The organism is Arthrobacter sp. A2-55 (assembly GCF_025548615.1).
Lineage (GTDB): Bacteria > Actinomycetota > Actinomycetes > Actinomycetales > Micrococcaceae > Specibacter > Specibacter silviterrae.
Genome location: NZ_JAJLOZ010000037.1, coordinates 16,905 through 42,654 on the forward strand (window position 1 = coordinate 16,905; position 25,750 = coordinate 42,654).

Sequence of the window (25,750 nt, forward strand, 5' to 3'; positions counted from 1 at the left end):
ACACTACCATTTTGAGCATTCGTACGATACCTTTTTGAGTAAATCTACTAAACCTTTTTGAGCGCACCATGGCTGGTTTCCGTCGCGTCCCCTGTGCTGGGCCAACTGCCTTGCGATGCCCGCACGGTCCAGGCGAACGCTGATTTGTCGGGTTTGGCGTGGCCCATCTGTTCTGAACTGAAGAACACGTCCGGCAGTGGTTCCAACCCGAGTCTCGCGATTTTCATTGATTGGTGTTCGTGATTGCCGTTGGTGATGACGCCGACGCGAAGTCCGAGGTCCCGCAGGCGCCGCAGGGTGGGCGCCGCGTCAGGAAAAGAAGTCCAGGCAAGACGGCTCGAATTTCCACATCCCCAGCTTAGCCGTGGCGGCCACTGATCCAGCCTGCCGCCGTCGTGCTTGGCTTGCGCGCGGGGCCGGGACCTGTCGGGTTTCCGGCGGCGGGCATAGGCTGGCTTCATGGACACTCAGCAGGATTTCAGCACCAAGGGCACGTACGTGACGGGCAGCGAGTACACGCGGGACACCAACTACATTGAAACGCGGATCACCCGGGACGGCGCTGACGGCTACCCCGTGGAGGCCGGGCGGTATCGCCTGGTGGTGGCGCGGGCGTGTCCGTGGGCGCACCGTTCCACCATTGTGCGCCGGCTGCTGGGCCTCGAAGACGCCATTTCGATCGGTGTCTGCGGCCCCACGCATGACGTGCGGAGCTGGACGTTTGACCTGGACCCGGACGGCCTGGACCCCGTGCTGGGCATTCCGCGCCTGCAGGACGCGTACTTCAAGCGCACGCCAAACTACCCGCGTGGGATCACCGTCCCCGCCATTGTGGACGTGCCCAGCGGGGCCGTGGTGACGAACAACTTCCCGCAAATCACGCTGGACTTTTCCACCGAATGGAGCGAATTCCACCGGGAAGGAGCGCCCGAGCTGTACCCGGAAGCGCTGCGCGAGGACATGGCCCCGGTGATGAAGCGCATCTTCACCGAGGTCAACAACGGCGTCTACCGCTGCGGCTTCGCCGGTTCGCAAGAAGCGTATAACGCTGCCTACGAACGCCTGTTCACCGCTCTCGACTGGCTCGAGGAACGCCTCGCCACGCAGCGATTCCTGATGGGGAGCACCATTACCGAAGCGGATGTTCGCCTGTTCACCACACTGGTCCGCTTTGACGCCGTCTACCACGGGCACTTCAAGTGCAACCGGAACAAGCTCATCGAAATGCCCGTGCTGTGGGCCTACGCCCGGGACCTGTTCCAGACGCCCGGATTTGGCGACACCGTCAACTTTGAACAGATCAAGAAGCACTACTACGTGGTGCATGAGGACCTGAACCCCACGCAGATTGTCCCGCTGGGCCCCGACACCTCGGGATGGGCCACGGCGCACGGCCGCGAGTCGCTGGGCGGGCGGCCCTTTGGCAACGGAACGGCCCCCACCCGCCCGGTGGACGCGTAGGGGCCGTTCCGCGCGTGGGAGCGCCTGGGGACTAGTCCACGATCTTCAAGCCAGTGTTCCAGTTGAAGGTCTCGAAGGCCGGGTTGGCCTGGAGCGTCATGACCAGGAACTGGAAGCCTTCAAGCTCGCGGGCCCGCTTGAGCGGCCCGGCAACGATGGGGCGCATTCCGCCGTCGGACACCAGGGAAGAGACCGCCGCGGCCGCCTCGGCATTGTCGCCGGCAATGAACACGTCAAGTGCCTGTCCGCTGGTTTCGCCAGTGGCGAGCGTACCTGCGAAGGTCGTGTTGAAGGCCTTGACCACGTTGGCCGGCGTCAGGGCTGCGATTTCCTCGGCAGCGGACGTGCCGGGGGCAACCACCAGCGAGTCAAAAGTTTCGAAGTTTACCGGGTTGGTGATGTCGATGACCGTCTTGCCGGCCAGGGTGTCGCCGTAGGCCGACACCACTTCCTTGGCGGCGTCGAACGGCAGGGCTAGTGCCACAATCTCGCCCGACGGGACCTGGCCCAGCTTGCCCGAGGTGCTGTTGGCGCCAAGTTCGGCGGCCAGGGCCGCTGCCTTGGCCTCGTCGCGGTTGAGGATTTCCACGCTCCGTCCAGCGGCGAGGGCCCGTGTTGCGATGCCGCGGGCCATGTTTCCGGAGCCAATGATGGTGATGGTGCTCATGGTGTTCCTGCTTTCCAAGGGGTGTGCTGGAAGTATTTACTTGAAGCTACAAGTAAATTTAGGTGAGTTTAGTTGATGTGTCAAGTAAAAAGTTGTCGGGTCCCGTCTGGCGCCGGGCAACCGTGGAAAGATGGTTGGCATGAGTGAACCGGGGCCGCGCTGGCTGAGCGCCGATGAACGCGCCGCGTGGCTGGCGCTGCTGTCCACCACCACGCTGCTGCCCGGGGCGCTTGAAGCCCCGCTGCAGCAGGCTGCAAAGCTGTCGCTTTTTGACTACAACGTGCTGGCCATGCTCTCCGAGGCATCCACCGGGACTCTGCCGATGAGCGAGCTCGCAGCGCGGACCAGCGCCTCGCTGTCAAGGCTTTCCCACGTGGCCAAGAAGCTGCAGGCCCGCGGGCTGGTGGAGCGCGCCACCCATGCCGACGACGCGCGGGTTACGTCTACCACCATCACGGATTCCGGGCTGTCACTGATCCGGGAGCTGGCGCCGCTTCATATGGAAACCGTCAGGGGCCTGGTCTTTGACCAGCTGGACGAAGAGGACGTAGCCGACCTGGCCCGCATTGGCCGCAAGCTGATGCGCGGCCTGGATGCCAACCACTGGATCCTGCGCACGCCGGCGCCGTAAGCCCGGGTAACCGTAAGGCAGCAGGCGGAGCGTAACGCCCCAGCTATTACGTCACATTAGTGTTCCCTATTGTCCAGAAGATCCGCTAGGGTAGGTAAGGCTTGCTTAACTTCTGCGGGCCGCCATCACAGCTACGGTAAGGATCAATTGTGGAATTATCGCGTCGACAGGGACTTTCGCTCGGACTGCTGGCGGTGGCGGCCACCGCCGCCACACTGACCGGCTGCTCCACCGGTGCGGTCGGCTCGGCCGGCGGATCCGGGAATGCTGCCACGGACGCTTTCCCCATCACGGTCAAGCACAAGTTCGGCAACACGGTCCTCACGGCAGCCCCGCAGCGAATTGCCACGGTGTCCTGGGTCAACGCGGACGTGGCCCTGGCGCTGGGCGTGGTGCCCGTGGGAATGCCGAAGGACGACTGGGGCGGCAACGCGCAGGGTTCCACCCCGTGGAAGGACACGGCGCTGGAAAGGGCGGGCGCGGCGTTCGGCACCGCAATGGCCCCGGTGCAGTACTCCGAGGCGGACGGCGTGAACTTCACGGAAGTGGCCAAGGTCAACCCGGACATCATCCTGGCCGCCTACTCCGGCCTGACCCGGGACGATTATGACAAGCTCAGCAAGATCGCCCCGGTCATCGCCTACCCGGAAGCCCCGTACGCCACGTCCTGGCAGGATTCCACCACCATGATCGGTGCCGCCCTCGGCAAGTCCCAGGCTGCCCAGGACCTCATTGCCGCCACGGAGAAAACCATTGCCGCGCAGGCCGCCAAGTACCCTGCCATCAAGGGCAAGACCTTCATCTACGGCAACCTGGAGCCGGACAAGAGCGACGGCGTCAACGTCTACCTCTCCGGCGACAACCGCCCCAAGTTCCTGGCCAGCATCGGCATGCAGCTGGCTCCCGTGGTGGTCGCCGCAGGGCAGGGGAAAACCGGATTCTTCATCCCATGGTCAGCCGAAAAGGCCAACGAGCTGGTGTCGCAGGTCTTTGTCAGCTGGGTGCCGGACAAGAAGACGAAGGACGCAATCACCACGGACCCCCTCCTGGGCCAGATTCCCGCCATCAGGAAGGGTGCCTTCGTGGCCGATTCGGACAACACCCTCACGTACGCAATCTCCGCCTCCTCCCCGCTGAGCCTGCCCTGGGCGCTGGAAGCGTTCCTGCCGCAGCTCGGCGCCGCGGCCTCGAAGGCGTAGGGCCCGTCCGGATGGGTGCACCCGCACTGACACCGCCCTTAGGAATTACGACGCCGGTCCCCTCCGCTGTGCCCCTGCCGCCTGCCGCCGGGGTGCTTGGGCGGCCAGGCAGGGGCTTCATTGCCGTTCGCCAGCTGGCCTGGCTGCTGGCGTTGGCAGCCGCGCTGGCGGCGGCCGTGCTGATGTCCCTGGCGTTCGGCGCCCGCACTGTGCCGCTGCCAACCGTGTTTGATGCCCTTGCGCACTTTGACCCCGCCAACGGCGACCACGCCGTGGTGGCCTCCCGCCTGGTGCGAACCGTCGCCGGGCTGGTGGTGGGCGCGTCCCTGGGCCTGGCGGGCACCTCCATGCAGGGCGTGGCCCGCAACCCGCTGGCCGATCCCGGCATTTTGGGTGTCAATGCGGGAGCCTCGCTTGCCGTGGTGGCGGGAATCTTCTTTTTCGGCGCAGCCGGGGTGTCCTCCTATCCGTGGTTTGCCTTTGCCGGCAGCGCCGTGGCGGCCGTGGTGGTCTACGGTGTGGCCAGCCTGGGCCGCAGCGGGGCCACCCCTGTAAAACTCGCACTGGCCGGGGCGGCCGCAGCCGCGGGAATGGGATCGCTCATGAGCGCCATGCTCGTCACCAGCCAGGACTCCCTGGAGCTCTTCAGGACCTGGCAGGTGGGTGCGCTGGCCGGAAAGTCCTGGGACGCTGTCGGGGCCGTGCTGCCGTTCGTCACGATAGGCGCGGCGATCCTGCTGGCCACCGGGCGGCTGCTCAACACCCTTGCCCTCGGCGACGACATGGCCCGCGGGCTGGGCCACCGCCCCGGACCGGGGCGGGCGGTCTCCGCCGTGGGAATTGTGTTGCTGTGCGGTTCCGCCACGGCACTTGCGGGCCCCATCGGCTTCATCGGGCTGGTGGTTCCACACCTGCTGCGCGGGCTGGTTGGGCCGGATTACCGCTGGCTGCTGCCCTTGTCGCTCCTGGCGGCCCCGGCAATCCTGCTGACGGCGGACGTGGCGGGGCGGGTGGTCCTGTTGCCGGGGGAGGTTCCGGCGGGCATTCTCGCCGCCCTCATCGGGGCGCCCGTGTTCATTGCCGTGGTCCGCCGCGGGCGGCGGGCCGAATTGTGAGCGTCCTGGACAAGGCGCAGCTGCCCGCCGGTGCCGCCGTCCTGGGTGGCGCCTGCGTGCGTGAACGGCGCAAGGCGCCCCGCCGCCGTCGTGCTTGGGTTGCGGGAATCCTCGGCGCGGCCGTGGCCGGCCTGTTCTTCGCGAATGTCCTGCTGGGCAGCTACACCGTCACGGTGCCGGATTTCCTGCGGCTGCTGGGCGGGGCCGAGATTCCCGGTGCCAGCTTTATCGTCATGGAAAACAAGCTGCCGCAGGCGCTGCTGGGCCTGCTGGCCGGGGCATCGTTCGGCGTGGCAGGGGCCATTTTCCAGGCCATGCTGCGCAACCCGCTGGCCAGCCCTGACATCATCGGCATCAGCTACGGTGCCAGTGCGGCCGCTGTTGCCGCAATCGTGGTCTTTGGCGCACGCGGGGCCGGTGTGTCCCTGGCGGCCATGGGCGGAACGCTGGTGGTGGCGGTGCTGATCACCTGGCTGGCGCGCGGCCGGGGCGGCACGGGGCTGATTTTGGTGGGCATTGGGGCGGCAGCGTTCCTGCAGGCCGCCGTCACGTTTCTGCTATCCCGCGCCGACACAGGCAACGCGCGGGATGTCATGGTGTGGCTGAGCGGCTCGCTGGCCCCGGCGAACTGGCAGCGCGTGGCGTTCCTGGCCGCAGCCCTGCTGGTGCTCCTGCCGCTTGCCGGGCCGGGCGCGCGGCAGCTGCGCGGGCTGGCACTCGGTGCCGACACTGCCGCCGGGCTTGGCTTCAACGTTCCGCGTGCCCGCCTGCTGCTGACCCTGCTTGGCGTGCTGCTGGCCGCCCTTCCCACGGCCGCGGCCGGGCCCATTGCCTTCGTCGCCTTCCTCTCCGGGCCTATCGCCAGGCGGCTCAACAACGGGGCCCCGTCCCTGGCGGTGGCTGCGCTGGTGGGTGCAGGAATTGTCCTGGCCGGCAACTTGGCCGCCGTCAATGCCATCCCCGGGGTCTCCCTGCCGGTGGGTGTGGTGACCGGTGCGCTCGGGGCGCCGTTCCTGCTGTGGCTCCTTATTTCATCCAACCGCTCCAACCAAGGAGGCTGACATGGCCCTCAATTCACACCCGGCACGGCTCAGCGCCCGGAACATCACCCTCGGCTATGCCGGTGCGCCCATCGTGCAGGGGCTCTCGCTGGAACTGCCCGCGGGAAAGGTGAGCTACATTGTGGGCGCCAACGCCTGCGGGAAGTCCACGCTGCTGCGCGGGCTGGCCAGGCTGCTTTCGGCCCGGTCCGGCGCTGTACTTCTCAACGGGGCGGACATCCACAGGATGCCCACCCGTGCCCTGGCGCGCGAACTGGGCATCCTGCCGCAGGCCCCCACCGCGCCGGAGGGCATCACCGTTTCCGAGCTGGTGGGGCGCGGACGCAGCCCCCACCAGGGCTGGTTCCGCCAGTGGACCGGGGCCGACGACGACGCCGTGGCGGCAGCGCTCTCCGTCACCGGAACGCTGGGGCTGGCGGGGCGCACCGTGGACGAGCTCTCCGGAGGGCAGCGCCAGCGTGTGTGGATTGCCATGGCGCTGGCCCAGGAAACAGAGGTGCTGCTGCTGGACGAGCCCACCACCTACCTTGACCTCGCCCACCAGGTGGAGGTGCTGGATGTGGTGTCCGAGCTCAACGCTCGCAGGGGGACCACTGTGGCCATTGTGCTGCACGACCTCAACCTGGCGGCACGGTACGCGGACCATCTGGTGGCCATGAAAGCTGGCCGGGTGGTGGCCGAAGGCAAGCCGGAGGCCGTGCTGACCGCCGCGCTGGTCCGCGAGGTGTTTGGCCTGGAATCCGTGGTGGTCCCGGACCCTGTCACAGGCACCCCTCTGGTGGTTCCCCTGGGGCGCCGCGCCGCGCTGCTGGGTGCGGGGGCCTCTCTGGCGGGGGCGCCCGCATGAGTGCAGTAGCCGTGGCGGAGGATCCGGTCAGCCCCATGCGGGCATTCCGGCTGTCCGTTGCGCGGGTTCAGCAGCTGACGCCGCACTTCCGGCGCATCACCTTCACCGGAGCAGACCTGGCGCTTTTTGGCGCGGGCCCGGGCGGGGAAACGCTGGACCTGCGGGTCAAGGTGCTCATTCCCTCGCCCGGCAAGGACCTCCCGCAGCTGAACACTGTCCGCGGCTCACTGCAGGATGACTGGTACCAGCGCTGGCGCTCGCTGGATGAAGCTGCGCGCGGGGTGATGCGGACGTATACCGTGAGGGCGCTGCGCGCGGAGGTTCCGGCGTCGTCGGGCAGGCAGGCGAGCGCGGGGGAACTGGACATTGACTTTGTGCTGCACCCGGGAGCCTTCGGACCGGCCGCATCCTGGGCTGCTGCCGCGCGGCCGGGGGATCCGCTGATGGTGGTTGGCCCGTGCGCCCGGTGGGGGGACTGCCTGGGCATTGAATTTGCCCCGGGCACCGCCGGGCGGGTCCTGCTGGCCGGGGACGAAACCGCAGTGCCGGCCATCGCCGCGATCCTGGAGTCGCTGCCTTCGCATGTTTCCGGGCACGCCGTGCTGGAGGTGCCCACCGCGGCTGACTTCCTGGACATGGCCTGCCCGGCAGGGGTGGAAGTGCGCTGGCATGCCAGGAATGGCTGCGGCCACGGCGCGTTGCTGGCAACAGACGTTCGGCAGCTGATTCTGCCTGCCGCGTGCCTGCGGGGTGAGGAGCCCGAAGACGTCGACATTGACGGTGCAGTTCTCTGGGAGACCCCGGAATCCGCGCCGGGAAAAGGCCTGTACGCGTGGATTGCCGGGGAGGCCGCCACCGTCCGCGGATTGCGCCGGTACCTGGTGCGGGATGTGGGCATGGACCGGAATGCGGTGGCCTTCATGGGTTATTGGCGGATGGGCCGGGCCCTGCCGGGATAACTGCTGACAGGGGTTTCCAATGCGGGGATAATGTCAGGTGTCCCAATAGGACCCAACCCATCAGGAGACCAATCATGACTGTTCGATTGAACCCGTATTTGAACTTTCGCGACAACGCCAAGGAGGCCATGGAGTTTTACCACTCCGTCTTCGGCGGCAAGCTGGACCTGAGCACCTTTGCCGAATTCCATGCCTCCGATGACCCGGCCGAGGCAGACAAGATCATGCACGGCCAGCTCACGGCCGACAACGGCCTGGTCCTCATGGGCGCCGACGTCCCCAGCTCCATGGCAATCACCGCCAACTCAACGGTCTCGCTGTCCGGGGACGACGAGGAAACCCTGACCGGGTACTACAACCAGCTGTCCGACGGCGGCACCATCGCCGAGAAGCTGGCCAAGGCGCCCTGGGGTGACACCTTCGGAATGTTCACCGACAAGTTCGGTGTGCCGTGGCTGGTCAACATCGCCGGCACCCCCGCGGCGTAGCCCCCGGCGGCACGGCACCCGGCAGATGAGGGAGCGTCGCTCTCAGGGCCGCGAAAGATGAGGGAGCGTCGTTCTCAGGGCCGCGAAAGATGAGGGAGCGTCGTTCTCAGGGCCGCGAAAGATGAGGGAGCGTCGTTCGCGGGGCCGCGAAAGATGAGGGAGCGTCTATGTGCTAGTGGCTGAGCTGGGCCAGAATCCTGGCCAGCTCGGTGCGGTCCGGTTCGGCCAGCTGCGCAAAGTATTCCATTGACTTGTCGCGGCGCGCGGCGCTGACCTCGGCAAAAAGTTGTTCCCCGGCCGGCGTGGCCACCACCAGGGTGGCCCGCCGGTCGCTCGGGTCTGCGTCCCGGCGCACCAGGTCCTTGGACTCCAGCTGGTCCACCACTTCGGTGGCGGAGCGCGGCGCAATGCGCAGCCGGTCCGCCAAGTCCTTTAGGCGCAGGCCGGCGGCCGAGGCACCGGCGGCTGAGCCGGCGCCTGAGCCGGCCCCAGGGCCGCAGCCGCGCACCAGCGTCTGCAGGGCCCGCCACTGGTGCGGCGTCAGTTCCCAGGGCGCCAGCTGCTCCGCCCACGTGCGCCGCAGCCCGCGGAACGCGGCGTGGAACAACTCGCCCAGGTCTGCGGAACCACCAAAATTTGCCATGCCCCCAGTCTATCCAAGGCCGCACGTTTGACCTACAACCTCATAGTGAGGTAACCTCCTTATTAGTTGGTGCGAATTCCGCACCCCGCACAACCTCCGGAGGTCCCCATGACGGAGATGAATACTTCCCCCCGCGGAGGCCAGGGCCCCCGCGCCGACCGCGGCCCCGCCCGCGTCAACCCCGCAGACAAGAGCCAAATCAAGGCCCATCCGGTGAGCCTGAAGCGGATCGCGGCCCTGTTCGCCCCACACAAGGGGACCATCGCCGTCGTCGTGCTCCTCATTACCGCATCCAGCGTGATCAGCCTCGCCCAGCCGTTTTTGGTGCGCGGCATCATCGACCGGGCACTGCCGGAGAAAAACATGCCGCTGCTGGCATGGCTTGCCGGCGCCATGATCGCGGTGGCCGCAGCCACTGCCGCGATTGGCGTGGTCCAGACGTGGATGGCCACGGCCATGGGCCAGGAAATTATGCACACGCTGCGCACGCGCCTGTTCATCCACCTGCAAAAGCAGTCGCTGGCATTCTTCACCCGGACCCGCAGCGGCGAGGTGCAGTCGCGCCTGAACAACGACATTTCCGGCATGCAGACTGTCATCACCTCCACGGCCACGGGCGTTGCGTCAAACTTGACCACGGCGGTGGGCACGGCGGTGGCCATGGTGGCGCTCTCCCCGCGGCTGTCCCTGCTGTCGCTGGTGATCATCCCGCCGGCCGTCTGGTTCTCCCGCCGCGTGGCCCTGCTCCGGCGCGACATCACCACCACCATGCAGGCCGAGCTCGCCACCATGAACACCCAGGTGGAGGAGGGGCTGTCCATCTCCGGAGTGCGGCTGGCGAAAACCCTCGGCACCACGGGCAGGGACGCCGCTCTCTACACCGCCAGCTCCCAGCGCCTGATCGGCCTGGAACTGCGCTCGCAGCTGGCCGGGCGCTGGCGCATGGCCACCATGGGCATCATTTTCTCCGCCATTCCGGCGCTGATCTACTTCGCTGGCGGCCTGCCCGGAAGCACCATGTCCATCGGCACCATCGTGGCGTTCACGGCGCTGCAGGCCACCATATTCCGCCCCATCATGGGCCTGCTGAGCCTGGGCGTCCAATGGGTCACGGCCATGGCACTGTTCAGCCGCATCTTTGAATACCTCGACCTGGTCCCGGACATCACCGCGCCGGTATCGCCCGTGCCGCTGGATCCTGCCACAGTCCGGGGCGAGGTCCGTTTCGAGGGTGTCCGTTTCGCGTACGACGGCGGCCCCGACGTTTTGCGCGGAATCGACCTTGCGCTGCCCGCCGGGTCCGCGACGGCCGTGGTGGGTCCCACGGGCTCGGGCAAGTCGACCCTGGGTGCGCTGGTGCCCCGGCTGCACGATGCCACGGCGGGCCGCATCACGATTGACGGCGTTGACGTCCGGGACATTGCCCCGGGCGTGCTGTCGCGCATTGTGGGCGTGGTGTCCCAGGAGACGTACCTGGTGCACGCCTCGATCCGCGACAACCTGCTGCTGGCCGCACCGGATGCCGGCGACGCCGAGCTGTGGCGGGCGCTCGGCGCGGCCCGGATCGCCGACCTCGTGGCCGGGCTGCCGGACGGCCTGGACACCCTGGTCGGCGCCCGCGGCCACCGCTTCTCCGGCGGCGAGCAGCAACGCCTGGCCATTGCCCGCACCATCCTGCGCAACCCCAAGGTGCTGATCCTGGACGAGGCCACCTCGGCGCTGGACAACACCACGGAGGCGCAGGTGCAGGCGGCACTGGACCAGCTCGCCGTCGGACGCACCACGCTGACCATCGCCCACAGGCTCTCCACGGTGGACGATGCCGACCAGCTGGCCGTGCTGGCCGGCGGCGAGCTGGTGGAAGTGGGGCCGCCCGCCGTGCTCCGGGACGCCGGGGGAGCATATGCCAGCCTCCTCGCGGCGGGCGAGGAACTGGAGCCGGCCACCTAGGATCCCGAAACGGACTAGTGAGCCCGATATATCAGGTTCAAATGTCCGTTGCGGCATCGTGGGCGGTTTTTGCCCCGCGTCAGGCCGCCCGGCGCGAGACCAGCAGGGTGGCCAGGGCCAGCAGCACGGCCACGCCAAACGCCATGACGTAGCTGGCAGTCCCCAGCAACAGCAGCGCAGCAAAAACGGCCCCCACCACGCCCAGCGCGGCAGCCGTGGTCAGTGTTTCGCTCAGTTGCAGGGCTGACGAATTGGCGCCCTGTTCGTGCACGGCCGAACGCTCCAGCACCAGCACCGACTGGGTGGGGTAGGCCAGGCCAATGCCGAATCCGGCCGCGATCCAACCAACCCAGGCGATCCACACCGGCCAGCCGGGCACCAGCACCAGTGAGGAAACGGCCATGCCCGCCAGCATCGACAGCGAGCCCCAATGCAGCGACGTGGCCGGCTTCCACCGCCCCCGCCCGGCCAGCCAGGCGCCCACGGCCCACGTCACGCCGCCCACAGACAGGGACAGCCCGGCCAGCCAGGCGGGCAGGTGACGCTGGTCGATCATATACAGCGGAAGGTATACATCCGCGATGGTGAAGGCAGTGCCCATCAGCCCGCGCATCAGGATCAACGCCGGCAGCCCGCGCACCATCCGCCAGGTGCCCCGTGGCAGCAGCTTGCTGACGGCCATGCAGAGAAGCACGACGGCGGCACCCAGTTCCGCGGGCCACCAACCGCGGGTGCGGGCGCTGGCGTCGCCGAGCAGCAGCACGGACACCGACGCGACAATTGCCCAGGCCGGGGCGCGCCACACGTCCAGTGATCGGCCACTCCCCGGTGATCGGCCTGTCCCCAGTGACAGGCCTGTCCCCGGTGATCGAGCCTGTCGAGATCCAGGGTTTCCGGCAAGCCCGTCAGCGCGCGCCGGAGCATCATTCATGCCGCTTCCCTTGGTGCCGCGGTAGATGATGGCGGCGGCCCCGAGGGCCAGCACGGGAACCGTGGCGAACACCCAGCGCCAGCCGAAATGGTCGGTCACCACCCCGGACAGGGCCGGGCCCACAATGGAGGGCAGCAGCCACGCCGCGGCCAGGGCGGCAAACATCCTGGGCCGCAGGTGCACGGGGAAGACCCGTGCGATCCCCACGTACAGGGCCACGCCGTCGAGCCCGGAACCAAAGCCCTGCAGGGCGCGCGCGGCAACCAGCAGCTCCATGGTGGGTGCGGCGGCGGCCAGGCCCATGCCCAGCACATAAATGCCGACGCCGGCCAGCAGCGGGGTTTGCGGGCCGGACCGGTCAATCCAAATTGCGGCGAGCGTCATCGACACCACGGAGGCGGCCATGGTGATGCCGAACGCCAGCCCGTAAAGCGGCAGGCCGTTGAGTTCGTTGGCGGCACGTGGCATTGCGGTGGTGATGGCGGCGCTGGAATAGGCAACCATGAACGCCAGGCCGAAGAAGCCGGCGGTGGCGCTGCGGTATTGGGGGCCCCAGATGGATGCGGGGGAGCTCACAGCTGCCGGCACGGATTCTCACACATAGGATTAGCCTAGTTATAGATGGGGCGGCAAGGAGAACAGGTGGAATTTTCACAACGGTACGTGGCGTTGGGCGACTCGTTTACGGAAGGCCTCGGCGACGAGGACACCACGCTCCCCAACCAGGTGCGCGGCTGGGCAGACCGTGTGGCCGAACAGCTTGCGCTGGCCCGCCCCGAAGGCACCTTCGGCTACGCAAACCTGGCCATCCGCGGCAAAAAGATGAAGCAGATCCTGGCGGAACAAATTGACGCCGCGGTGGCCCTGGACCCCACCCTGGTCACCATCTATGCCGGCATCAATGACATCCTGCGGCCCAAGGTGGACATTGACGCCATGATCGCCAAATACTCCGGCGGCCTGGCCAAGCTGGCAGCTACGGGTGCCCGGGTGCTGGTTTTTACCGGCTTTGATGCCAGCTCCTCCAAGGTTTTTGCCGGCATCCGCGGCCGCACCGCCGTGTACAACGAATTGGTCCGCGAGGCGGCCGAAAACACCGGAGCCGAGCTGGTGGACTACTGGCGCTTCCGCGAATACAACGACTGGCGGCTGTGGGACGTGGACCGCATGCACATGTCCACGCCCGGGCACGTCAACATGGCGAACCGGGTCCTGGAGGCGCTGGGCGAGGCGGCCCGCATTCCCATGCCGGAACTGCCGCCCATCCAGGTCAAAACGACGGCGGAATCACTCAGGGACAACGCCACCTGGACGAAGGAGTACGTGGGACCGTGGATTGGCCGCCGCCTGCGCGGGGTGTCCTCCGGGGACAACCTCTCCGCCCGGTGGCCGCAGCTGCGCACGCCGCTATAGGAGTGTGGGCAGTGCAGCCTTCGGGAGCCTGCGCTACAGCCTGGCTGCGAGCTGGTCCCGGCTGTTGATCCCCAGTTTGGTGAAGATCCTGCCCACATGGCTTTCCACCGTCCGCACCGAAACGACCAGCCGTTCGCCGATCTCGCGGTTGCCCAGCCCGGCGGCGACCAGCACCGCAATTTGATGTTCGCGCGCCGTCAGCGCCGGCCGCGCATTCCTGGCGCCGACCCACACACCATGCACGGCAAGGCTGTCACGAGCCCGGCGCGCCGCCACCTGATCGGAGGCGAGCAGCGCCAGGGCATGCTCCACCAGCCACCGGGCGCGGCCGCCGTCGATCATTTTCCCGCAGGTAACAAGCCGGGGCACGACGGCGGCGCCCGCTGCGGGGTCCAGCTCCACGTAAAGGTGCAGGGCGTCCAGCTCGGTGACCCGGGCATCCCGTGCGGCGGCCCAGTCCGCCAGTTCAAGGGCTTCGGCCGGGCCGGCATCGCCCAGGACGGCCTGGGCGGTGAGCTGCATGAAAAGGATCTCAGCCTCGATGTTGCGTGAACCGCGCAGTGCGCCGCCCCGGGACCGTGCCAGGGCCTTCGCCGCTTCCGATTTGCGCCCGGCCAGCGCCAGGACGGCCGCGAGGGCTGCGCGGGCGTAGGCGCCCAGTCCGTTGCGGTCGAAAGCGCCATATTTCTCAACGGCCAGCTGCAGATCGGCGGCGGACGCCATCCAGCGCCCTTGGGCCCGGGCAACGTTGGCGGATGCCACCAGGTCCAGCGTGTAGTCGTACTGGATGCCCGGAGGGTCAAAGTCGCGGCGTTCCAGCCGCGCCTGCTCCAGCTGTTCAATGTCCCCGATCCACAGGATCAGGTGGTGGGCCACGCTGCGCAGCTCACCCACCGCCCACGGATAGTCAGCGGTGCACCGGCGCGCCACCTGCAGCCCTTCCCGGCACAGGTCAAGGGCGCGGAACAGTCCGCCCCGGTGGCCGAGCCCCAGCGCAAACATGGACAGGTAGGCCAGCATGGGCTCGTCCACCTCGCCACCGTTGGCCGACAGTGCGGCCTCGCCCGTTTCGATGACGGGGGCAAAGTTGCCGGCCCAACCGTGGATTTGCACGCGGAGCCCTTCCAGCGTGGCCTTGGCCACGGGCCCCAGCAGCAATTCCGCCTGGTCCAGGGCTTCGAGGGCGGCCGCGGGGGAGTCGTGGCGGAACAGCTTGAAATTGGCGCGCAGGGCCGTGACGGCCAGGGCGCCCTCCAGGAATTGTGCGGCCACGGCGTCCGGGCCAACATGGTGGCGTTCCGCCTCCTGGCGGGCCGCGGCGGGCAACAGCACCCAGGCGGACTCCAGGTCCGCCACGCCGCCGTCGGACCCCGGGATGAAGCTGGCCGCAAAGGCCTTGGCTGCCAGGGTGCCCAGCCGCTGCACCGGGCTCAGCCCTGTCCTGGCCAGTGCAGCGTCAGCCAGCAGCACGGCATGCCCGAAGTCCTGCAGCTCGCCCGCCAGCCACGACGCCCTGATGAGCGTGGGCGTGGCAACGTCCAGCCCGCATTCCAGGGCCCAGAAGGTGGAGCGGAGCATGGAAGCCGGGCTCCCGTCGTCGGCCGTGGCCCGGTGCACGTTCACCATTTGGTGCAGCCGCAGCCGGTTGCTTACGCTGACCGCCGCGCGGATGGCCTCGCCCTTGAGGGGATGGGCGGACACCACATCCGGGACCAGGCTGCGCGGGGGCTGGACAAATGCGATGTGCTCGGCGCGCAGGCAGGCGTCAAAGTCCTGGGGGCGGACCATTTTCAAGAGCAGCGGCAAGGCGATGGGCTCGCTGAAGGCAACGAGCTCCAACACGTCCCGGAGGGCGTCGGGGAGTCCGGCCATGTCGCGCTCAATGAGGCGTGACAAGGTGCCCGGGACGGCGCTGGCCCTGCGCCACTGCCATCCCGTGGAGGTATTGAACATGTCCCCTGACTGCAGGGCCGAACGGACCACTTCGCGCAGGTACATGGGGTTGCCGCGGGTCAGCGTGTAAAGGTGCCGGGCGGCGTCAGGGTCCACGGGCCCGCCCACGGCCTTGTCCAACAGCAGGCGGGTGTCTGCGGCGTCGAGGGGGTCCAGCCGCAGCGATTCCACCACGGAATCCTTGAGCAGCATTTGCAGGGACTCCGGCAAGGCTGAGAGCTGGCGGACCGTTGCCACGAGCTCCGCCTGCCCGGCACGAACCTGCCAGCTGATGTACGTGGCACTCATGGTGTCCAGCAGGTGTGCGTCCTCGATCCGGTACAGCACCGGCCTGGCCTGCGGTTTCGGGGGTGCGCTGGCGACCAATTCCATTGCTGCCGCCAGGGATTCGGTGGACATGCTCGGTGCCAGTGAGGACCACGGCAGGGAGTTGCTGGTGGCGGTGCACAAGACCGGCACCACCAGCGGGGAGTTGCGGGCGTCCGCCAGCAAGGCCGAAACAAGCCCCGAAGCAAAGGTCGTTTTCCCCACGCCCGGCTCGCCGGCAACCACCAAGCCCGCAGTGTGCCCCGTGGCATGGTTGGGGAGCCCCGCCGAACCCAAGTTTTGGACGCCCGTGGCGAACGCGCGCAGGGCCCGCATCCGGTCGCCGTCGCGCTCCAAAACGGGCCAGGCAGTCGGGAATATCGCGGGCGCACTCACAAGGAAAACATTACCGCCCGGGAACTTGCGTAGTAACTACTGATGTGCCGCGTGGATGCCGTCCCTAACGTAAGGGGTGGGAATGGATTTACGCGTTGCATGCTCAGGGGAAGGGGAGCGGCCGTGGCCAAAAAGGGAATTCCGGCGGGGCCTGAAAAGGCGTCCGGAGCAGCGGGACAGTTCACGGTGGGGGAGACGTTGGGCCACGGCAGACCATTGGGGGCCGCCGTGGCCAATCCCGCGGATCCGGCCAAACAACCTCTTTTGCGCGCCGCACGGACCAGTCCGCGGCGCCATGCCCAGGATGCTCGGCCGGGCCATTCCGGGCCGGACATCGCGGGTATCTGGCCCCGCAGGAATTGTTCCCCGCTGCACTGACCCGCTGAACTGGCCCGCTGTACTGACCCGCGGTGCTTCCTTCTTTGGCCGCGAAGTGATATGGGCCAATTCGCCTTAAACGGCACGTGCCACTAGACTGGGTAGGCGCTAGGTGGCGCGGAGCGTGTGCAATTGCTCCGGTTTGCGGTGATTATCCTCCCGTGGGCCGGTAGTTAGGGGCTCAAGTTGCGTGCATTCGGGTATTCGCCGGACGGGCACCTTTTCCTTTCATCATGAAAATGAGGCGGGGAATCATGCTGTCCAAGGGCGGACGCTGCCTCAGCGCACGGTTTGCAGCAGTGAACCGTATCCACATATTTAACTAGGAGTGATCATGGCAGCACATTGCCAGGTGACCGGAGCCGAGCCGGGCTTTGGACATAGCATTTCGCACTCGCACCGCCGCAACAAGCGCCGGTTCGATCCGAACATCCAGAAGAAGCGCTACTGGGTTCCGTCCCTGCGCCGCAACGTGACGTTGCAGCTGTCCGCCAAGGGCATCAAGACCATTGACGTGCGCGGTATTGACGCCGTTGTCGCCCAGATTCTGGCTCGCGGGGTGAAGCTCTAATGGCAAAGGACAGGGACGTACGTCCGATCATCAAGCTCAAGAGCACCGCGGGTACCGGTTTCACGTACGTGACCCGCAAGAACCGTCGTAACACTCCGGACCGCCTGGTCCTGAAGAAGTACGATCCCAAGATCCGTCAGCACGTCGAATTCCGAGAGGAGCGCTAAGACTATGGCCAAGAAGTCCATGATCGCGAAGAACGAGAAGCGCAAGGTCATCGTCGAGCGTTACGCCGAAAAGCGCCTCGCCCTGAAGAAGGCCCTTGTCAACCCCGCCTCCACTCCGGAAGAGCGCGAAGCTGCCCGCCTGGGCCTGCAGAAGCTCCCCCGCAACGCATCGCCCGTGCGCGTCCGCAACCGCGACGCCATCGACGGCCGTCCGCGTGGAACGCTCCAGAAGTTCGGCATTTCCCGTGTCCGCTTCCGCAAGATGGCGCACGCTGGCGAACTGCCCGGCATCAAGAAGTCCAGCTGGTAACATCCCGCTGAAAAAGGCGGCGACCTTCGGGTCGCCGCCTTTTTGCTGCCCTCTTTCGGCGGCCGGCTTGCCCAGTGGCGCTGACGCCTTGGTCAGTATGCAGCGATGGTGGCCAAGCATCCGCCAAAGTCGCCATCGCTGCTGACTCAAGGGGCGGATAGCCGCCCGCAGGCCCTCCGCAGCTTGGCTGAGAGCGAAAAAGCCCTCAAAGTGGCCCGAAAAACGCCGAGAAATGGCGGAATTTGCCGTCAGTTCCGCGGTTTTGCTGGTATGTTCGCTAGCAGTGGTTGACACGCAACCGCGTGGAATTAGAAATTCTTGACGTCCAGGAGGACAAACATGGCTAAGAATCGTAGCGAACTGGTAGCTGAAGTTGCTGCAAAGGCTGAGACCAGCCAGACCGCAGTGAACGGCGTGCTGGACGCCCTGTTCTCGGTATTCGAGAGCTCCGTTGCAGCCGGCGAAAAGATCACCATCCCGGGCTGGCTCTCCGTTGAGCGCACCGACCGTGCAGCACGCACCGGCCGCAACCCGCAGACGGGTGAGGCCATCCAGATCGCAGCAGGCCACAGCGTCAAGCTGTCCGCCGGCTCCAAGCTGAAGGCTGCAGTCGCCAAGAAGAAGTAGTCCTTCTACGACACTTCACGTGGGGGCGGACGGCGCATGCGCCGGCCGCCCCCACGCTGTTTAACCCTCTTCCTGTGCATTCCCTGATTCGCCCAATCTGCGCCGCGTGCAAGACAATGGAAGGGTGCCACCTGTTGAAGCGTCCCCCGCCATAGCCTCCCCTGCCGTCCCCGGCACCTTTGCCGATGGCATTCGCAGCCGCTGGTGGTGGCTGGGCTTCGTGGCCGGAATGGCCGGCATGGTGGGCGCCCTGATGTGGACCGGCGCCGCCGCCGTCCAAAAGCTCGCCGATCCCGGCGCGTTCACCCGCTGGGGCCTGCCCGCCGCCACCACCATTCACAACATGGCGCTGGCCACCGTCGTGGGCGCGCTGGTGTTCGCCGTCGTCATCCTGCCCAAGGACGCCAAGGCGCGGCGGCCGCACACCGGCAAACAGAAGGACGACGCCGGAAGGCGCGCCCCAGTGCCCGAGCACCCCGCCTTTACCCGGGTCATGAACCTTGCCGCAGTGGCCGGCTGCGTGTGGACGCTGAGCGCAATCGCCGTCCTGGTGCTCACCTATTCCAGCGTCTCCGGCCTTCCCATCGCCGGCACTCAGGACTACAACAACCAGCTGGTCTTCTTCGTGACGGGGCTGCCGGTGGGCCAGGCGTGGCTGGCCGTGGTGATTTGCGCCGCCGTCGTGACCACCATGGTTTTTGGCATCAGGAGCGTCAGCGGCCTCGCCGTCCCCCTGGTGGTGGCGCTGCTGGCCTTCGTCCCGCAAGCCCTGGTGGGCCACTCCGCCTCCAGCGCGGACCACAACGGTGCCGTGAACTCCTTGTTCCTGCACATCACCGGCGCCTCGCTGTGGGTGGGCGGGATCATTGTGCTGGTGGTGGTCTCCGGCGTCCTGGGCAAGCTCACGGCGCAAACCCTCCAGCGCTTCTCCGCCCTGGCGATCTTTGCGTTCGCCGGCGTGGCAGGCTCCGGCATTGTCAACGCGGCCATCCGCGTGACCAACTGGCACGATTTGTTCTACTCCACCTACGGCCAGCTGATCCTGGCCAAGTTCTCCGCCACCATGGTGCTGGGCGTCATCGGCTGGATGCACCGTACCTGGATCATCCCCCGCCTGGCCGGGGGGAAGAAGAGCACGGCGGCAGCACCCACCCGCCGCCTGCTCTGGCAGCTGATCTTTGTGGAGCTTTTGATCATGGGCATCATCAGCGGCCTTGCCGTGGGCCTGAGCCGATCGGCCCCGCCGCAGTCACGGGAACTGGTGACGTCCTCCCTGTCCCCGGCGCAGATCCTCACCGGGTACCCGCTGCCGCCGGAACTGACGTTTAGCCGCTGGTTTACCGAGTGGCGCATGGACTGGCTATGGGTGGCCTTCGCCCTGGTGGCCGGGGCCGCCTACCTGGCCGGCATGCTCAAGCTCCACCGACGCGGCGACAAATGGTCGGTGCTGCGCAGCATTTCCTGGATTGTTGGGCTGCTTGTACTGGTCTACATCACCTCCGGCGGCCCTGCCGTCTACGGCGACGTGCTGTTCAGCGCCCACATGGTGGAGCACATGGCCCTGATGGTCATTGCACCGCTGTTCCTGGCCATGGGCTCACCGGTTTCCCTGGCACTGCAGGCGCTGGCCCCGCGCCGCGACGGCTCCCGCGGCATCCGCGAGTGGATCCTGGTGCTGGTCCATTCCAAGTTTTCCCAGCTGGTCACCCACCCCCTGTTTGCGGCCGCCAACTTCGCCGGCAGCCTGATCATTTTCTACTACTCGCCGCTGTTCGGGCTGGCCATGCGCTACCACGTGGGCCACGAGCTGATGATCATCCACTTCACCATCACGGGCTACATCTTCGTGCTGAGCATGATCGGCAGCGACCCTTTGCCGCGCCGCTTCCCCTACCCCTTCCGGCTGCTCTTGCTGCTGGCCACCATGGCCTTCCACGCCTTCTTTGGCGTCTCCTTGATGATGGCCACGGCCCTGCTGTCGGGTGAATACTTTGGCAACATGGGCCGTGCCTGGGGCGGTTCGGCGCTTGTCGACCAGCAGACGGCCGGCGGCGTGGCCTGGGGTGTCGGTGAAATCCCCACCCTGGCCATCGCCATGGGCGTGGCCTACATGTGGTCCCGCTCCGATGCCCGGGAGACCAAGCGCAAGGACAGGGCGGCGGACAGGAATAAGGACGCCGACCTCAACGCTTACAATGACATGTTTGCCCAGCTGGCAGCACGCGACGCTTCCGCGCCGTCGAGCCCGCTGCGAAGTTCACACGCATCCGGCCCGCACGCGCCCGGAACACCCGAACGCCGTTCACAAGGAGAAATGCACTAGTGGAATCCACCACCACCCCTACCGCCGCCACTGTCCGCGTGAGGGCCTCGGAACTCCAGGGCCGCGGCTGGCTGAACACCGGCGGCGCCGAGCTGGACCTGGAAAAGCTGCGCGGCAAGATTGTCATCTTGGATTTCTGGACGTTCTGCTGCATCAACTGCCTGCACGTGCTGGATGAGCTGCGGCCCCTGGAGCAGCAGTACAGCGACGTGCTGGTCACCGTGGGCGTGCACTCGCCCAAGTTTGAGCATGAAGCGGACCCGGTTGCCCTGGCCGCCGCAGTGGAGCGCTACGACATTGCCCACCCCGTCCTGGACGATCCGGAACTGGTCACTTGGCAGGCGTACTCCGCCCGCGCCTGGCCCACCCTGGTGGTGGTGGACCCGGAGGGCTACATTGTGGCGCACCTCTCCGGTGAGGGCCATGCCGCGGGGCTGGCCACCTTCATCCCTGAACTGATTGCCGAACACGAGGCCAAGGGCACCCTGCACCGCGGCAGCGGCCCCTACGTGGCACCCGAGCCCGTGGCCCGGGACCTGCGCTTCCCCGGCAAGGTCCTTCCGCTGGCCGGCGGCAACTTCCTGGTTTCGGACACCGGCCACCACCGCCTCGTGGAGATGGGCTCGGACCTGGCCGCCGTGGTGCGCACCATCGGCACGGGAGCCAAGGGCCTGGCCGACGGCCCCGCCGAGGCCGCAGAATTCAACGAGCCCCACGGGCTGGCGCTGCTCCCGGGTGAGCTGGCGGCGGAAGTGGGCTACGACGTGGTCGTGGCCGACTCCGTCAACCACCGCCTGCGCGGCGTGACGCTGGCCGACGGCCGCGTGCGCACCATCGCCGGCAACGGCGTCCAGCGGCTTCTGGAGGCGGGCCCCGCCCGGGTGGACGACGACGGCGCTGCCGCCTCTGCGACCCACCTCGGGACCGCGCCGCTCGAGGTGGCGCTGTCTTCGCCCTGGGACGTGGCGTATTCGTCAGCGCTGGGGGCGGTGGTCATCGCCATGGCGGGCACGCACCAGATTTTCGCCTTTGAGCCGGCCAGCGGGGCCGTGTCCATCGTCGCGGGCAACGGGCTGGAGGGGCTGCTGGACGGCCCTGCCGACCAGGCCTGGTTTGCCCAGCCGTCCGGCGTTACGGAGGATGCCCAGGGCAACATCTGGGTGGCCGATTCGGAAACCTCGGCCCTGCGCGTGCTGAAGTTTGGCCCCGGGGGCACCACGGTGGAGACAGCCATAGGTGAGGGGCTCTTCGACTTTGGCTTCCGCGACGGCGACGCCGGCCAGGCCCGCCTGCAGCACCCGCTGGGCGTTGCCGTGCTGCCGGACGGCTCCGTGGCCGTGGCCGACACCTACAACGGCGCCGTGCGGCGCTACGACCCCGCCTCCAAGACAGTCAGCACCCTGGCGCGCGGCCTGCTGGAACCCAGCGACGTGCTGCTGGACGAGTCCGGCGAGGTGCCGCTGCTGATTGTGGTGGAGGCGAACCGCCACCAGCTGATCCGCCTGCCCCTGCCCAAGAACGCCCTGCAGGTGGATGAGGGTGCTGCCCAGACCCAGCGCCCCAAGACGAACGTGGCGCCCGGCGAGCTGGCCCTGAAGGTTAACTTTTCTGCCCCCACCGGTCAGAAGTTGGACGACCGTTGGGGGGATCCCACACAGCTGAAGATTTCCTCCACCCCGCCGGAGCTGCTGGTGTCCGGCGGAGGCACCTCCGTGGGCCTGAGCCGCACCCTGGTGCTCTCGCCCGACGTGCCCGAAGGCGTGCTGCATCTGACGGCGCGCGCAGCGGCCTGCGACGGCCCGGAGGACGCCAATGGGGAAATCCCTGACCACGCTGCCTGCCACCTGTACCAGCAGGACTGGGGAATTCCCGTGCTGCTGGCCGCCGACGGTGCCACGGAGCTGGCGCTGGACCTGCGCGGCATGGACTAACACCTTCCCGAACCGGCACTTAACGTGGATGTTTCAGCGCAACATCCACGTTAAGTGCCCGTTCGGAGGGGGTTTAAGTGAACAATCCCTCGCCCAGGAAGCCGTTGGCCGCCGTCACTCCCGGCAGCCCGATGAAGTAGCCGCCGCCAAACGGTTCAATGTAGTCCGTCATGGGTTCGTTGACCAGGCGCAGCTGGGTGGCTTCAAACTGGGCCTGGATGTCCCGCTGGAAACTGGCGAAGATCAGTCCCGCCTGCATGTTTCCGTTCAGGTCCACGCCCAGGTCGTAGTTGTAGCCGCGCCGCAGCAGCCGTGAGGCATCCGTGGCCTTGGTGCGCGGATTGGCCATGCGGATGTGGGCGTCCAGTGGGATGTTCTGCCCGTCCGGGTCATTGGCGTAGTCCGGCACGTCCGTCTCCTTCACCGCACCCAAGGGGGCGCCGCTGACCCTGTGCCGGCCTATCATGCCGTCCTGTTCACCCAGGCCCACCCGGTCCCAAAACTCCACCAGCATGCGGATCAGCCGGACCACAATGAACGTGCCGCCCACGGCCCAGTCCGGCTGCCCCGAGCCCTGCGTGATCCACACAAGTTGCTCGTCCTGGGCGGGGTTTGCGATGCCGTCCTTGTAGCCAAACAGGTTCCGCGGGGTGCCGGCAGGGCGCGGGGCCGAGTGGAATCCGTTGATCTTCCAGGAAAGGGCCAGCAGGCCGCGCGTGGCCTTGGTGATTTCCCGCAGCGCGTAGTGGACCATGTCGGTGGAGTCCGCGCACAGCTGCAGCAGCAGGTCCCCGCCCGTCCACGCCGGGTCAGGGGTGTCGTTGGGGAAGACCGTCATTTTCGTCAGGCCCTTGGGCTTCTTTCCGGCCAGCCCAAAGGCGGGGTTGTCGAAAATGCTGGCCGCCAGCCCCACAGTCATGGTGAAGGAGTCCGGCGGCACGTCCTCGCCCAGCACTCCAGAGTTCTGCGGCGGACCGCCCGCGATGGCGGGCAGCGACTCGGCCGGGACCGGGTCCGCGGCACGCACGCCGGTGGAAAGTTTCACGCCCTGCGCCGTGAGCACTTGCAGGAGGGTTTTTAGTTCCGCCTTGGTCGTTGCCAGCACGCGGAAGGAGGCAAAGCAGGCCTGGCGCTGCTGGTCCGCCGGGCGGTACACGCCCGCCTGGGTAGCCCCGTGGAAGGGGACGGCGGGCGCGGTGGCGGCTGCCGGCGTCGTGCTTGGCGGGGAATGGATGGCGGCGTTCGCGGCCGTCGCGGCCAGTGCTGTGACGGCGGCACCGGAGCCGGCACCGATCAGGAAGGAGCGGCGCCCCGGGCGTGGGGGTGTGGGTGGGTTCGAGGTCATGGGTCCAGATCCGGGTTAGTCGTCAGTGGAAAACAGGGCGGGCACGTAGGCCAGGGACTCCAGCGCGGCGCCCAGCGCCCCGGTCACGGGCTGGCGTGCCGCGAGCGGAAGGGTGCGCCAGGCCGGCCACGTGCCTTGGTCCTGCGTCCGTGCCAGGGCGTTCCCGAGGCGGTCCAGGGTGGACGTTACCTTGGCCGTATAACCGGGGGAAAGCGTGTCAACCAGCGTGTGCATCAGTGCCAGCACCACGCGGGTGCCGTCCAGGTCGGCGGAGGTCAGGGCCAGGGCCATCCCGCTGCCTTGGTCGTTGTTGCCCGAAAGGTTGTCGCGGAGGGAGTCCTCCAGGATTTCGTGGCACCGCAGCGGCATGTCCGAACCCGCCAGCTCCATGGTGGGCAGCTTCCAGTGAAGTTCGACGACGCCGGCGTACAGTTTGCTGGCCACAGCAGCCAGTTCGGCCGGGCCTTGCCCGTGGAACAGCCCGTATTCCAGCCGGTGGAGCCCCGTGAACCCTGGGTCGGCGGAGCCCTTGGGCAGGCCGGACGGCAGGCCGTTGATGGCCGAACCGAGATCGCCGAAGCTGCCGTAGGCCGCACCAACGCGCTGCCACGTCATTTGCGCATCCAGCCACTGCCGGCGTGCCACTTCCAGGCTGTTGTTGCCGATGGACGCTTTCAGGGAGAGGACCTGGCCGGTGAGGGTGTCGAGCTGGCCGGAGACGTAGTTGCGGTAAGCAGCAACCACGCCGTCCATGGTGGGGGCCGGTGCGGGCAGGGAATCGGGCATGCGGATCCTTGGCGTGGGACGAAGTAAGGCTTGGCTTGCCTATAGTACCCCAATAAGGGCACTCTTCCGTTCGCTAATTACCCTTTGCGTAGCCCTAGTAGCTGACCACGGGGGTGACGCTCACCGTGGTGCCGCTGATGGCCAGCTTGGCGGTGAACCCAAAATCCTCGGCATGCTTGACGGGGGCCACGGCGCCGGTGAACAGGTTTTGCTCCTGGTAGGACACCTGGGCCTTGACGGTCAGCGGCCCCATGATCCACTTCCCGCCGTAGGGTGTGATCGAGATGGACGGGTAGTTCACAATGCTCCACGCGATGGGTGAGACCACCCTGTTATCGGTGGCCGCGCTCATGGGGCAGTTGGCCGGCATCAGGACGGCCTGCTTGGCGCACCCGTCCAGGTATTGGTGGATGGTGGCATCCACTTGGCTCAGCAGCTCGCTGGTGGGTCCCGTGGCCAGTGCGACGGCGGGAACGCTCGCCATGGGGCTGCTGACGGAACGGGTCACCGGCGACGCGGCGAAAAGCGAAGAGTGGTATTCGGCTTCGTAGTTGCCGGGATAAAAGACGGCGAAGGTGTTTTTGCCGCCCGGCATGTTCACGGCCACGCCGTTCACTTGCGCCTCCGTGGCGTTGACCACGGAGACGTTGATGGTGGGCAGGGTGGTGGGCAGGATGGTCCAGCTGTCAAAGAACAGCCAGTGGCTGGGCCCGGGTTCCAGCTCAAAATCGGTGGCGAGCTCCGTGCCATTGACGTGGTAGCTGACGGTGACCTTGCGCTGCCCGTTGGGCTGGTCCACGGGCTTACCTATGGACACGTCCTTGATGGACTCCTGGGACTTGGCCAGTCCGGCACCATCCAGCACGGCCGCATTTCCGGCCGGCACCCGGGCGTTGAGCAGCCCCAGCGCTTTGGCCCCGTCGCCGGCCCGCAGTGCGTCCAGGTAATTTTGCACTGTCCGCTGCGGGCCGAAGGACTGGGCGTTGACCACCGAAATGGTCACAATGGCGGCCGCGATGGCCAGCATCAGGATCAGCAGCCATGCGGCACCAATCTTGATGAGTTTGGCCCCGTTCTTCACGCGGTCCACTGTACCGGGTCACACCTGCCCGCCTTGAATCCGGCGCGGACCAGCATTACGGACCGGCTTCACCAACTAGCGGCGCCTCCGGGGCGCGGTGCCGAACATGTCCCGCATCAGACTCCGGCCCAGCTGGGAGCCCATGGAGCGGATCATGCTCTTGACTCCGCCGCCCAGCGCACCGCCCAAGGCGCCCATGACCTCGGCGCCC

At 67.2% G+C, this 25,750-nt stretch carries 24 protein-coding genes; 16 read left to right on the forward strand and 8 right to left on the reverse strand.

Features of this window, described 5'->3' with window-relative positions:
• Positions 1 to 47: 47 nt before the first annotated feature.
• Positions 48 to 461 (reverse strand): HAD family hydrolase, encoded by a 414-nt coding sequence (locus tag LPN03_RS20945; RefSeq protein ID WP_410468587.1) that lies wholly within the window; start codon positions 459 to 461, stop codon positions 48 to 50.
• On the opposite strand from LPN03_RS20945, the gene LPN03_RS11605 reads away from it, so the two are divergent.
• Positions 460 to 1,461, forward strand: a complete 1,002-nt coding sequence (locus LPN03_RS11605; RefSeq protein WP_165183157.1) for a glutathione S-transferase family protein — start codon at positions 460 to 462, stop codon at positions 1,459 to 1,461. The genes LPN03_RS20945 and LPN03_RS11605 overlap by 2 nt on opposite strands.
• 31 nt (positions 1,462 to 1,492) lie before the next feature.
• On the opposite strand, the gene LPN03_RS11610 is transcribed toward LPN03_RS11605, so the two are convergent.
• On the reverse strand, positions 1,493 to 2,128 hold the full coding sequence (locus LPN03_RS11610; protein ID WP_165183158.1) for an NADPH-dependent F420 reductase: 636 nt from the start codon (positions 2,126 to 2,128) through the stop codon (positions 1,493 to 1,495).
• 139 nt (positions 2,129 to 2,267) lie between these two features.
• Between LPN03_RS11610 and LPN03_RS11615 the strand changes: the two genes are divergently transcribed.
• From LPN03_RS11615 to LPN03_RS11645, 7 genes are all read left to right on the forward strand, one after another.
• Positions 2,268 to 2,759, forward strand: coding sequence for a MarR family winged helix-turn-helix transcriptional regulator (locus LPN03_RS11615; protein WP_262454339.1), 492 nt, complete (start codon positions 2,268 to 2,270; stop codon positions 2,757 to 2,759).
• Between the two features lie 149 nt (positions 2,760 to 2,908).
• Complete coding sequence (locus LPN03_RS11620) at positions 2,909 to 3,958, forward strand: iron-siderophore ABC transporter substrate-binding protein (RefSeq protein WP_262454340.1); 1,050 nt, start codon at positions 2,909 to 2,911, stop codon at positions 3,956 to 3,958.
• 11 nt (positions 3,959 to 3,969) lie between these two features.
• Positions 3,970 to 5,073, forward strand: coding sequence for a FecCD family ABC transporter permease (locus LPN03_RS11625; protein ID WP_262454341.1), 1,104 nt, complete (start codon positions 3,970 to 3,972; stop codon positions 5,071 to 5,073).
• Positions 5,070 to 6,134, forward strand: coding sequence for a FecCD family ABC transporter permease (locus LPN03_RS11630; RefSeq protein ID WP_410468586.1), 1,065 nt, complete (start codon positions 5,070 to 5,072; stop codon positions 6,132 to 6,134). Before LPN03_RS11625 ends, LPN03_RS11630 begins: the two co-directional genes overlap by 4 nt.
• Before the next feature lies 1 nt (position 6,135).
• A complete protein-coding gene (locus LPN03_RS11635; protein ID WP_262454342.1) occupies positions 6,136 to 6,981 on the forward strand; it encodes an ABC transporter ATP-binding protein in 846 nt (281 codons plus the stop codon).
• The gene (locus tag LPN03_RS11640; protein ID WP_165183162.1) at positions 6,978 to 7,940 is read left to right on the forward strand and encodes a siderophore-interacting protein; all 963 of its coding nucleotides are present in this window, start codon (positions 6,978 to 6,980) and stop codon (positions 7,938 to 7,940) included. Before LPN03_RS11635 ends, LPN03_RS11640 begins: the two co-directional genes overlap by 4 nt.
• Positions 7,941 to 8,014: 74 nt before the next feature.
• Complete coding sequence (locus LPN03_RS11645; protein ID WP_165183163.1) at positions 8,015 to 8,428, forward strand: VOC family protein; 414 nt, start codon at positions 8,015 to 8,017, stop codon at positions 8,426 to 8,428.
• Positions 8,429 to 8,600: 172 nt separating this feature from the next.
• Here the strand turns inward: LPN03_RS11645 and LPN03_RS11650 are convergent, their stop codons facing one another.
• Positions 8,601 to 9,071 (reverse strand): MarR family winged helix-turn-helix transcriptional regulator, encoded by a 471-nt coding sequence (locus tag LPN03_RS11650; protein WP_165183164.1) that lies wholly within the window; start codon positions 9,069 to 9,071, stop codon positions 8,601 to 8,603.
• Between the two features lie 108 nt (positions 9,072 to 9,179).
• Here LPN03_RS11650 and LPN03_RS11655 point away from each other — a divergent pair, with 108 nt between their 5' ends.
• Entirely contained in the window at positions 9,180 to 11,021 is a 1,842-nt protein-coding gene (locus LPN03_RS11655; RefSeq protein ID WP_165183165.1) for an ABC transporter ATP-binding protein, read from the forward strand.
• 79 nt (positions 11,022 to 11,100) lie between these two features.
• Here the strand turns inward: LPN03_RS11655 and LPN03_RS11660 are convergent, their stop codons facing one another.
• Complete coding sequence (locus tag LPN03_RS11660; protein ID WP_262454343.1) at positions 11,101 to 12,528, reverse strand: MFS transporter; 1,428 nt, start codon at positions 12,526 to 12,528, stop codon at positions 11,101 to 11,103.
• A gap of 66 nt (positions 12,529 to 12,594) precedes the next feature.
• Between LPN03_RS11660 and LPN03_RS11665 the strand changes: the two genes are divergently transcribed.
• Positions 12,595 to 13,365, forward strand: a complete 771-nt coding sequence (locus LPN03_RS11665) for an SGNH/GDSL hydrolase family protein (RefSeq protein WP_262454344.1) — start codon at positions 12,595 to 12,597, stop codon at positions 13,363 to 13,365.
• A 33-nt stretch (positions 13,366 to 13,398) separates the two neighbouring features.
• On the opposite strand, the gene LPN03_RS11670 is transcribed toward LPN03_RS11665, so the two are convergent.
• Positions 13,399 to 16,020 (reverse strand): helix-turn-helix transcriptional regulator, encoded by a 2,622-nt coding sequence (locus LPN03_RS11670; protein WP_262454345.1) that lies wholly within the window; start codon positions 16,018 to 16,020, stop codon positions 13,399 to 13,401.
• A 712-nt stretch (positions 16,021 to 16,732) separates the two neighbouring features.
• Between LPN03_RS11670 and rpmB the strand changes: the two genes are divergently transcribed.
• From rpmB to LPN03_RS11700, 6 genes are all read left to right on the forward strand, one after another.
• A complete protein-coding gene (gene rpmB / locus LPN03_RS11675) occupies positions 16,733 to 16,969 on the forward strand; it encodes a 50S ribosomal protein L28 (RefSeq protein WP_110502513.1) in 237 nt (78 codons plus the stop codon).
• Complete coding sequence (rpmG, locus tag LPN03_RS11680; RefSeq protein WP_038465687.1) at positions 16,969 to 17,136, forward strand: 50S ribosomal protein L33; 168 nt, start codon at positions 16,969 to 16,971, stop codon at positions 17,134 to 17,136. Before rpmB ends, rpmG begins: the two co-directional genes overlap by 1 nt.
• Positions 17,137 to 17,140: 4 nt before the next feature.
• Positions 17,141 to 17,446: a 30S ribosomal protein S14 gene (gene rpsN / locus LPN03_RS11685; protein ID WP_165183169.1), complete on the forward strand. Its 306-nt coding sequence runs from the start codon at positions 17,141 to 17,143 to the stop codon at positions 17,444 to 17,446.
• A 339-nt stretch (positions 17,447 to 17,785) separates the two neighbouring features.
• On the forward strand, positions 17,786 to 18,073 hold the full coding sequence (locus tag LPN03_RS11690; RefSeq protein ID WP_165183170.1) for an HU family DNA-binding protein: 288 nt from the start codon (positions 17,786 to 17,788) through the stop codon (positions 18,071 to 18,073).
• A 229-nt stretch (positions 18,074 to 18,302) separates the two neighbouring features.
• Positions 18,303 to 20,396 carry a cytochrome c oxidase assembly protein gene (locus LPN03_RS11695; protein ID WP_165183185.1) on the forward strand — a complete coding sequence of 698 codons (2,094 nt, stop codon included), beginning with the start codon at positions 18,303 to 18,305 and terminating at the stop codon, positions 20,394 to 20,396.
• Entirely contained in the window at positions 20,396 to 22,327 is a 1,932-nt protein-coding gene (locus LPN03_RS11700; RefSeq protein ID WP_262454346.1) for an NHL domain-containing thioredoxin family protein, read from the forward strand. Before LPN03_RS11695 ends, LPN03_RS11700 begins: the two co-directional genes overlap by 1 nt.
• Positions 22,328 to 22,400: 73 nt before the next feature.
• Here the strand turns inward: LPN03_RS11700 and LPN03_RS11705 are convergent, their stop codons facing one another.
• The 3 genes from LPN03_RS11705 to LPN03_RS11715 all read right to left on the reverse strand — a co-directional run bounded on the left by LPN03_RS11705 (position 22,401) and on the right by LPN03_RS11715 (position 25,539).
• Complete coding sequence (locus tag LPN03_RS11705) at positions 22,401 to 23,672, reverse strand: Dyp-type peroxidase (protein WP_262454347.1); 1,272 nt, start codon at positions 23,670 to 23,672, stop codon at positions 22,401 to 22,403.
• A gap of 15 nt (positions 23,673 to 23,687) precedes the next feature.
• Positions 23,688 to 24,458: an EfeM/EfeO family lipoprotein gene (locus LPN03_RS11710; RefSeq protein ID WP_262454348.1), complete on the reverse strand. Its 771-nt coding sequence runs from the start codon at positions 24,456 to 24,458 to the stop codon at positions 23,688 to 23,690.
• A 94-nt stretch (positions 24,459 to 24,552) separates the two neighbouring features.
• Entirely contained in the window at positions 24,553 to 25,539 is a 987-nt protein-coding gene (locus LPN03_RS11715) for a hypothetical protein (RefSeq protein WP_262454349.1), read from the reverse strand.
• Between the last annotated feature and the right edge of the window lie 211 nt (positions 25,540 to 25,750).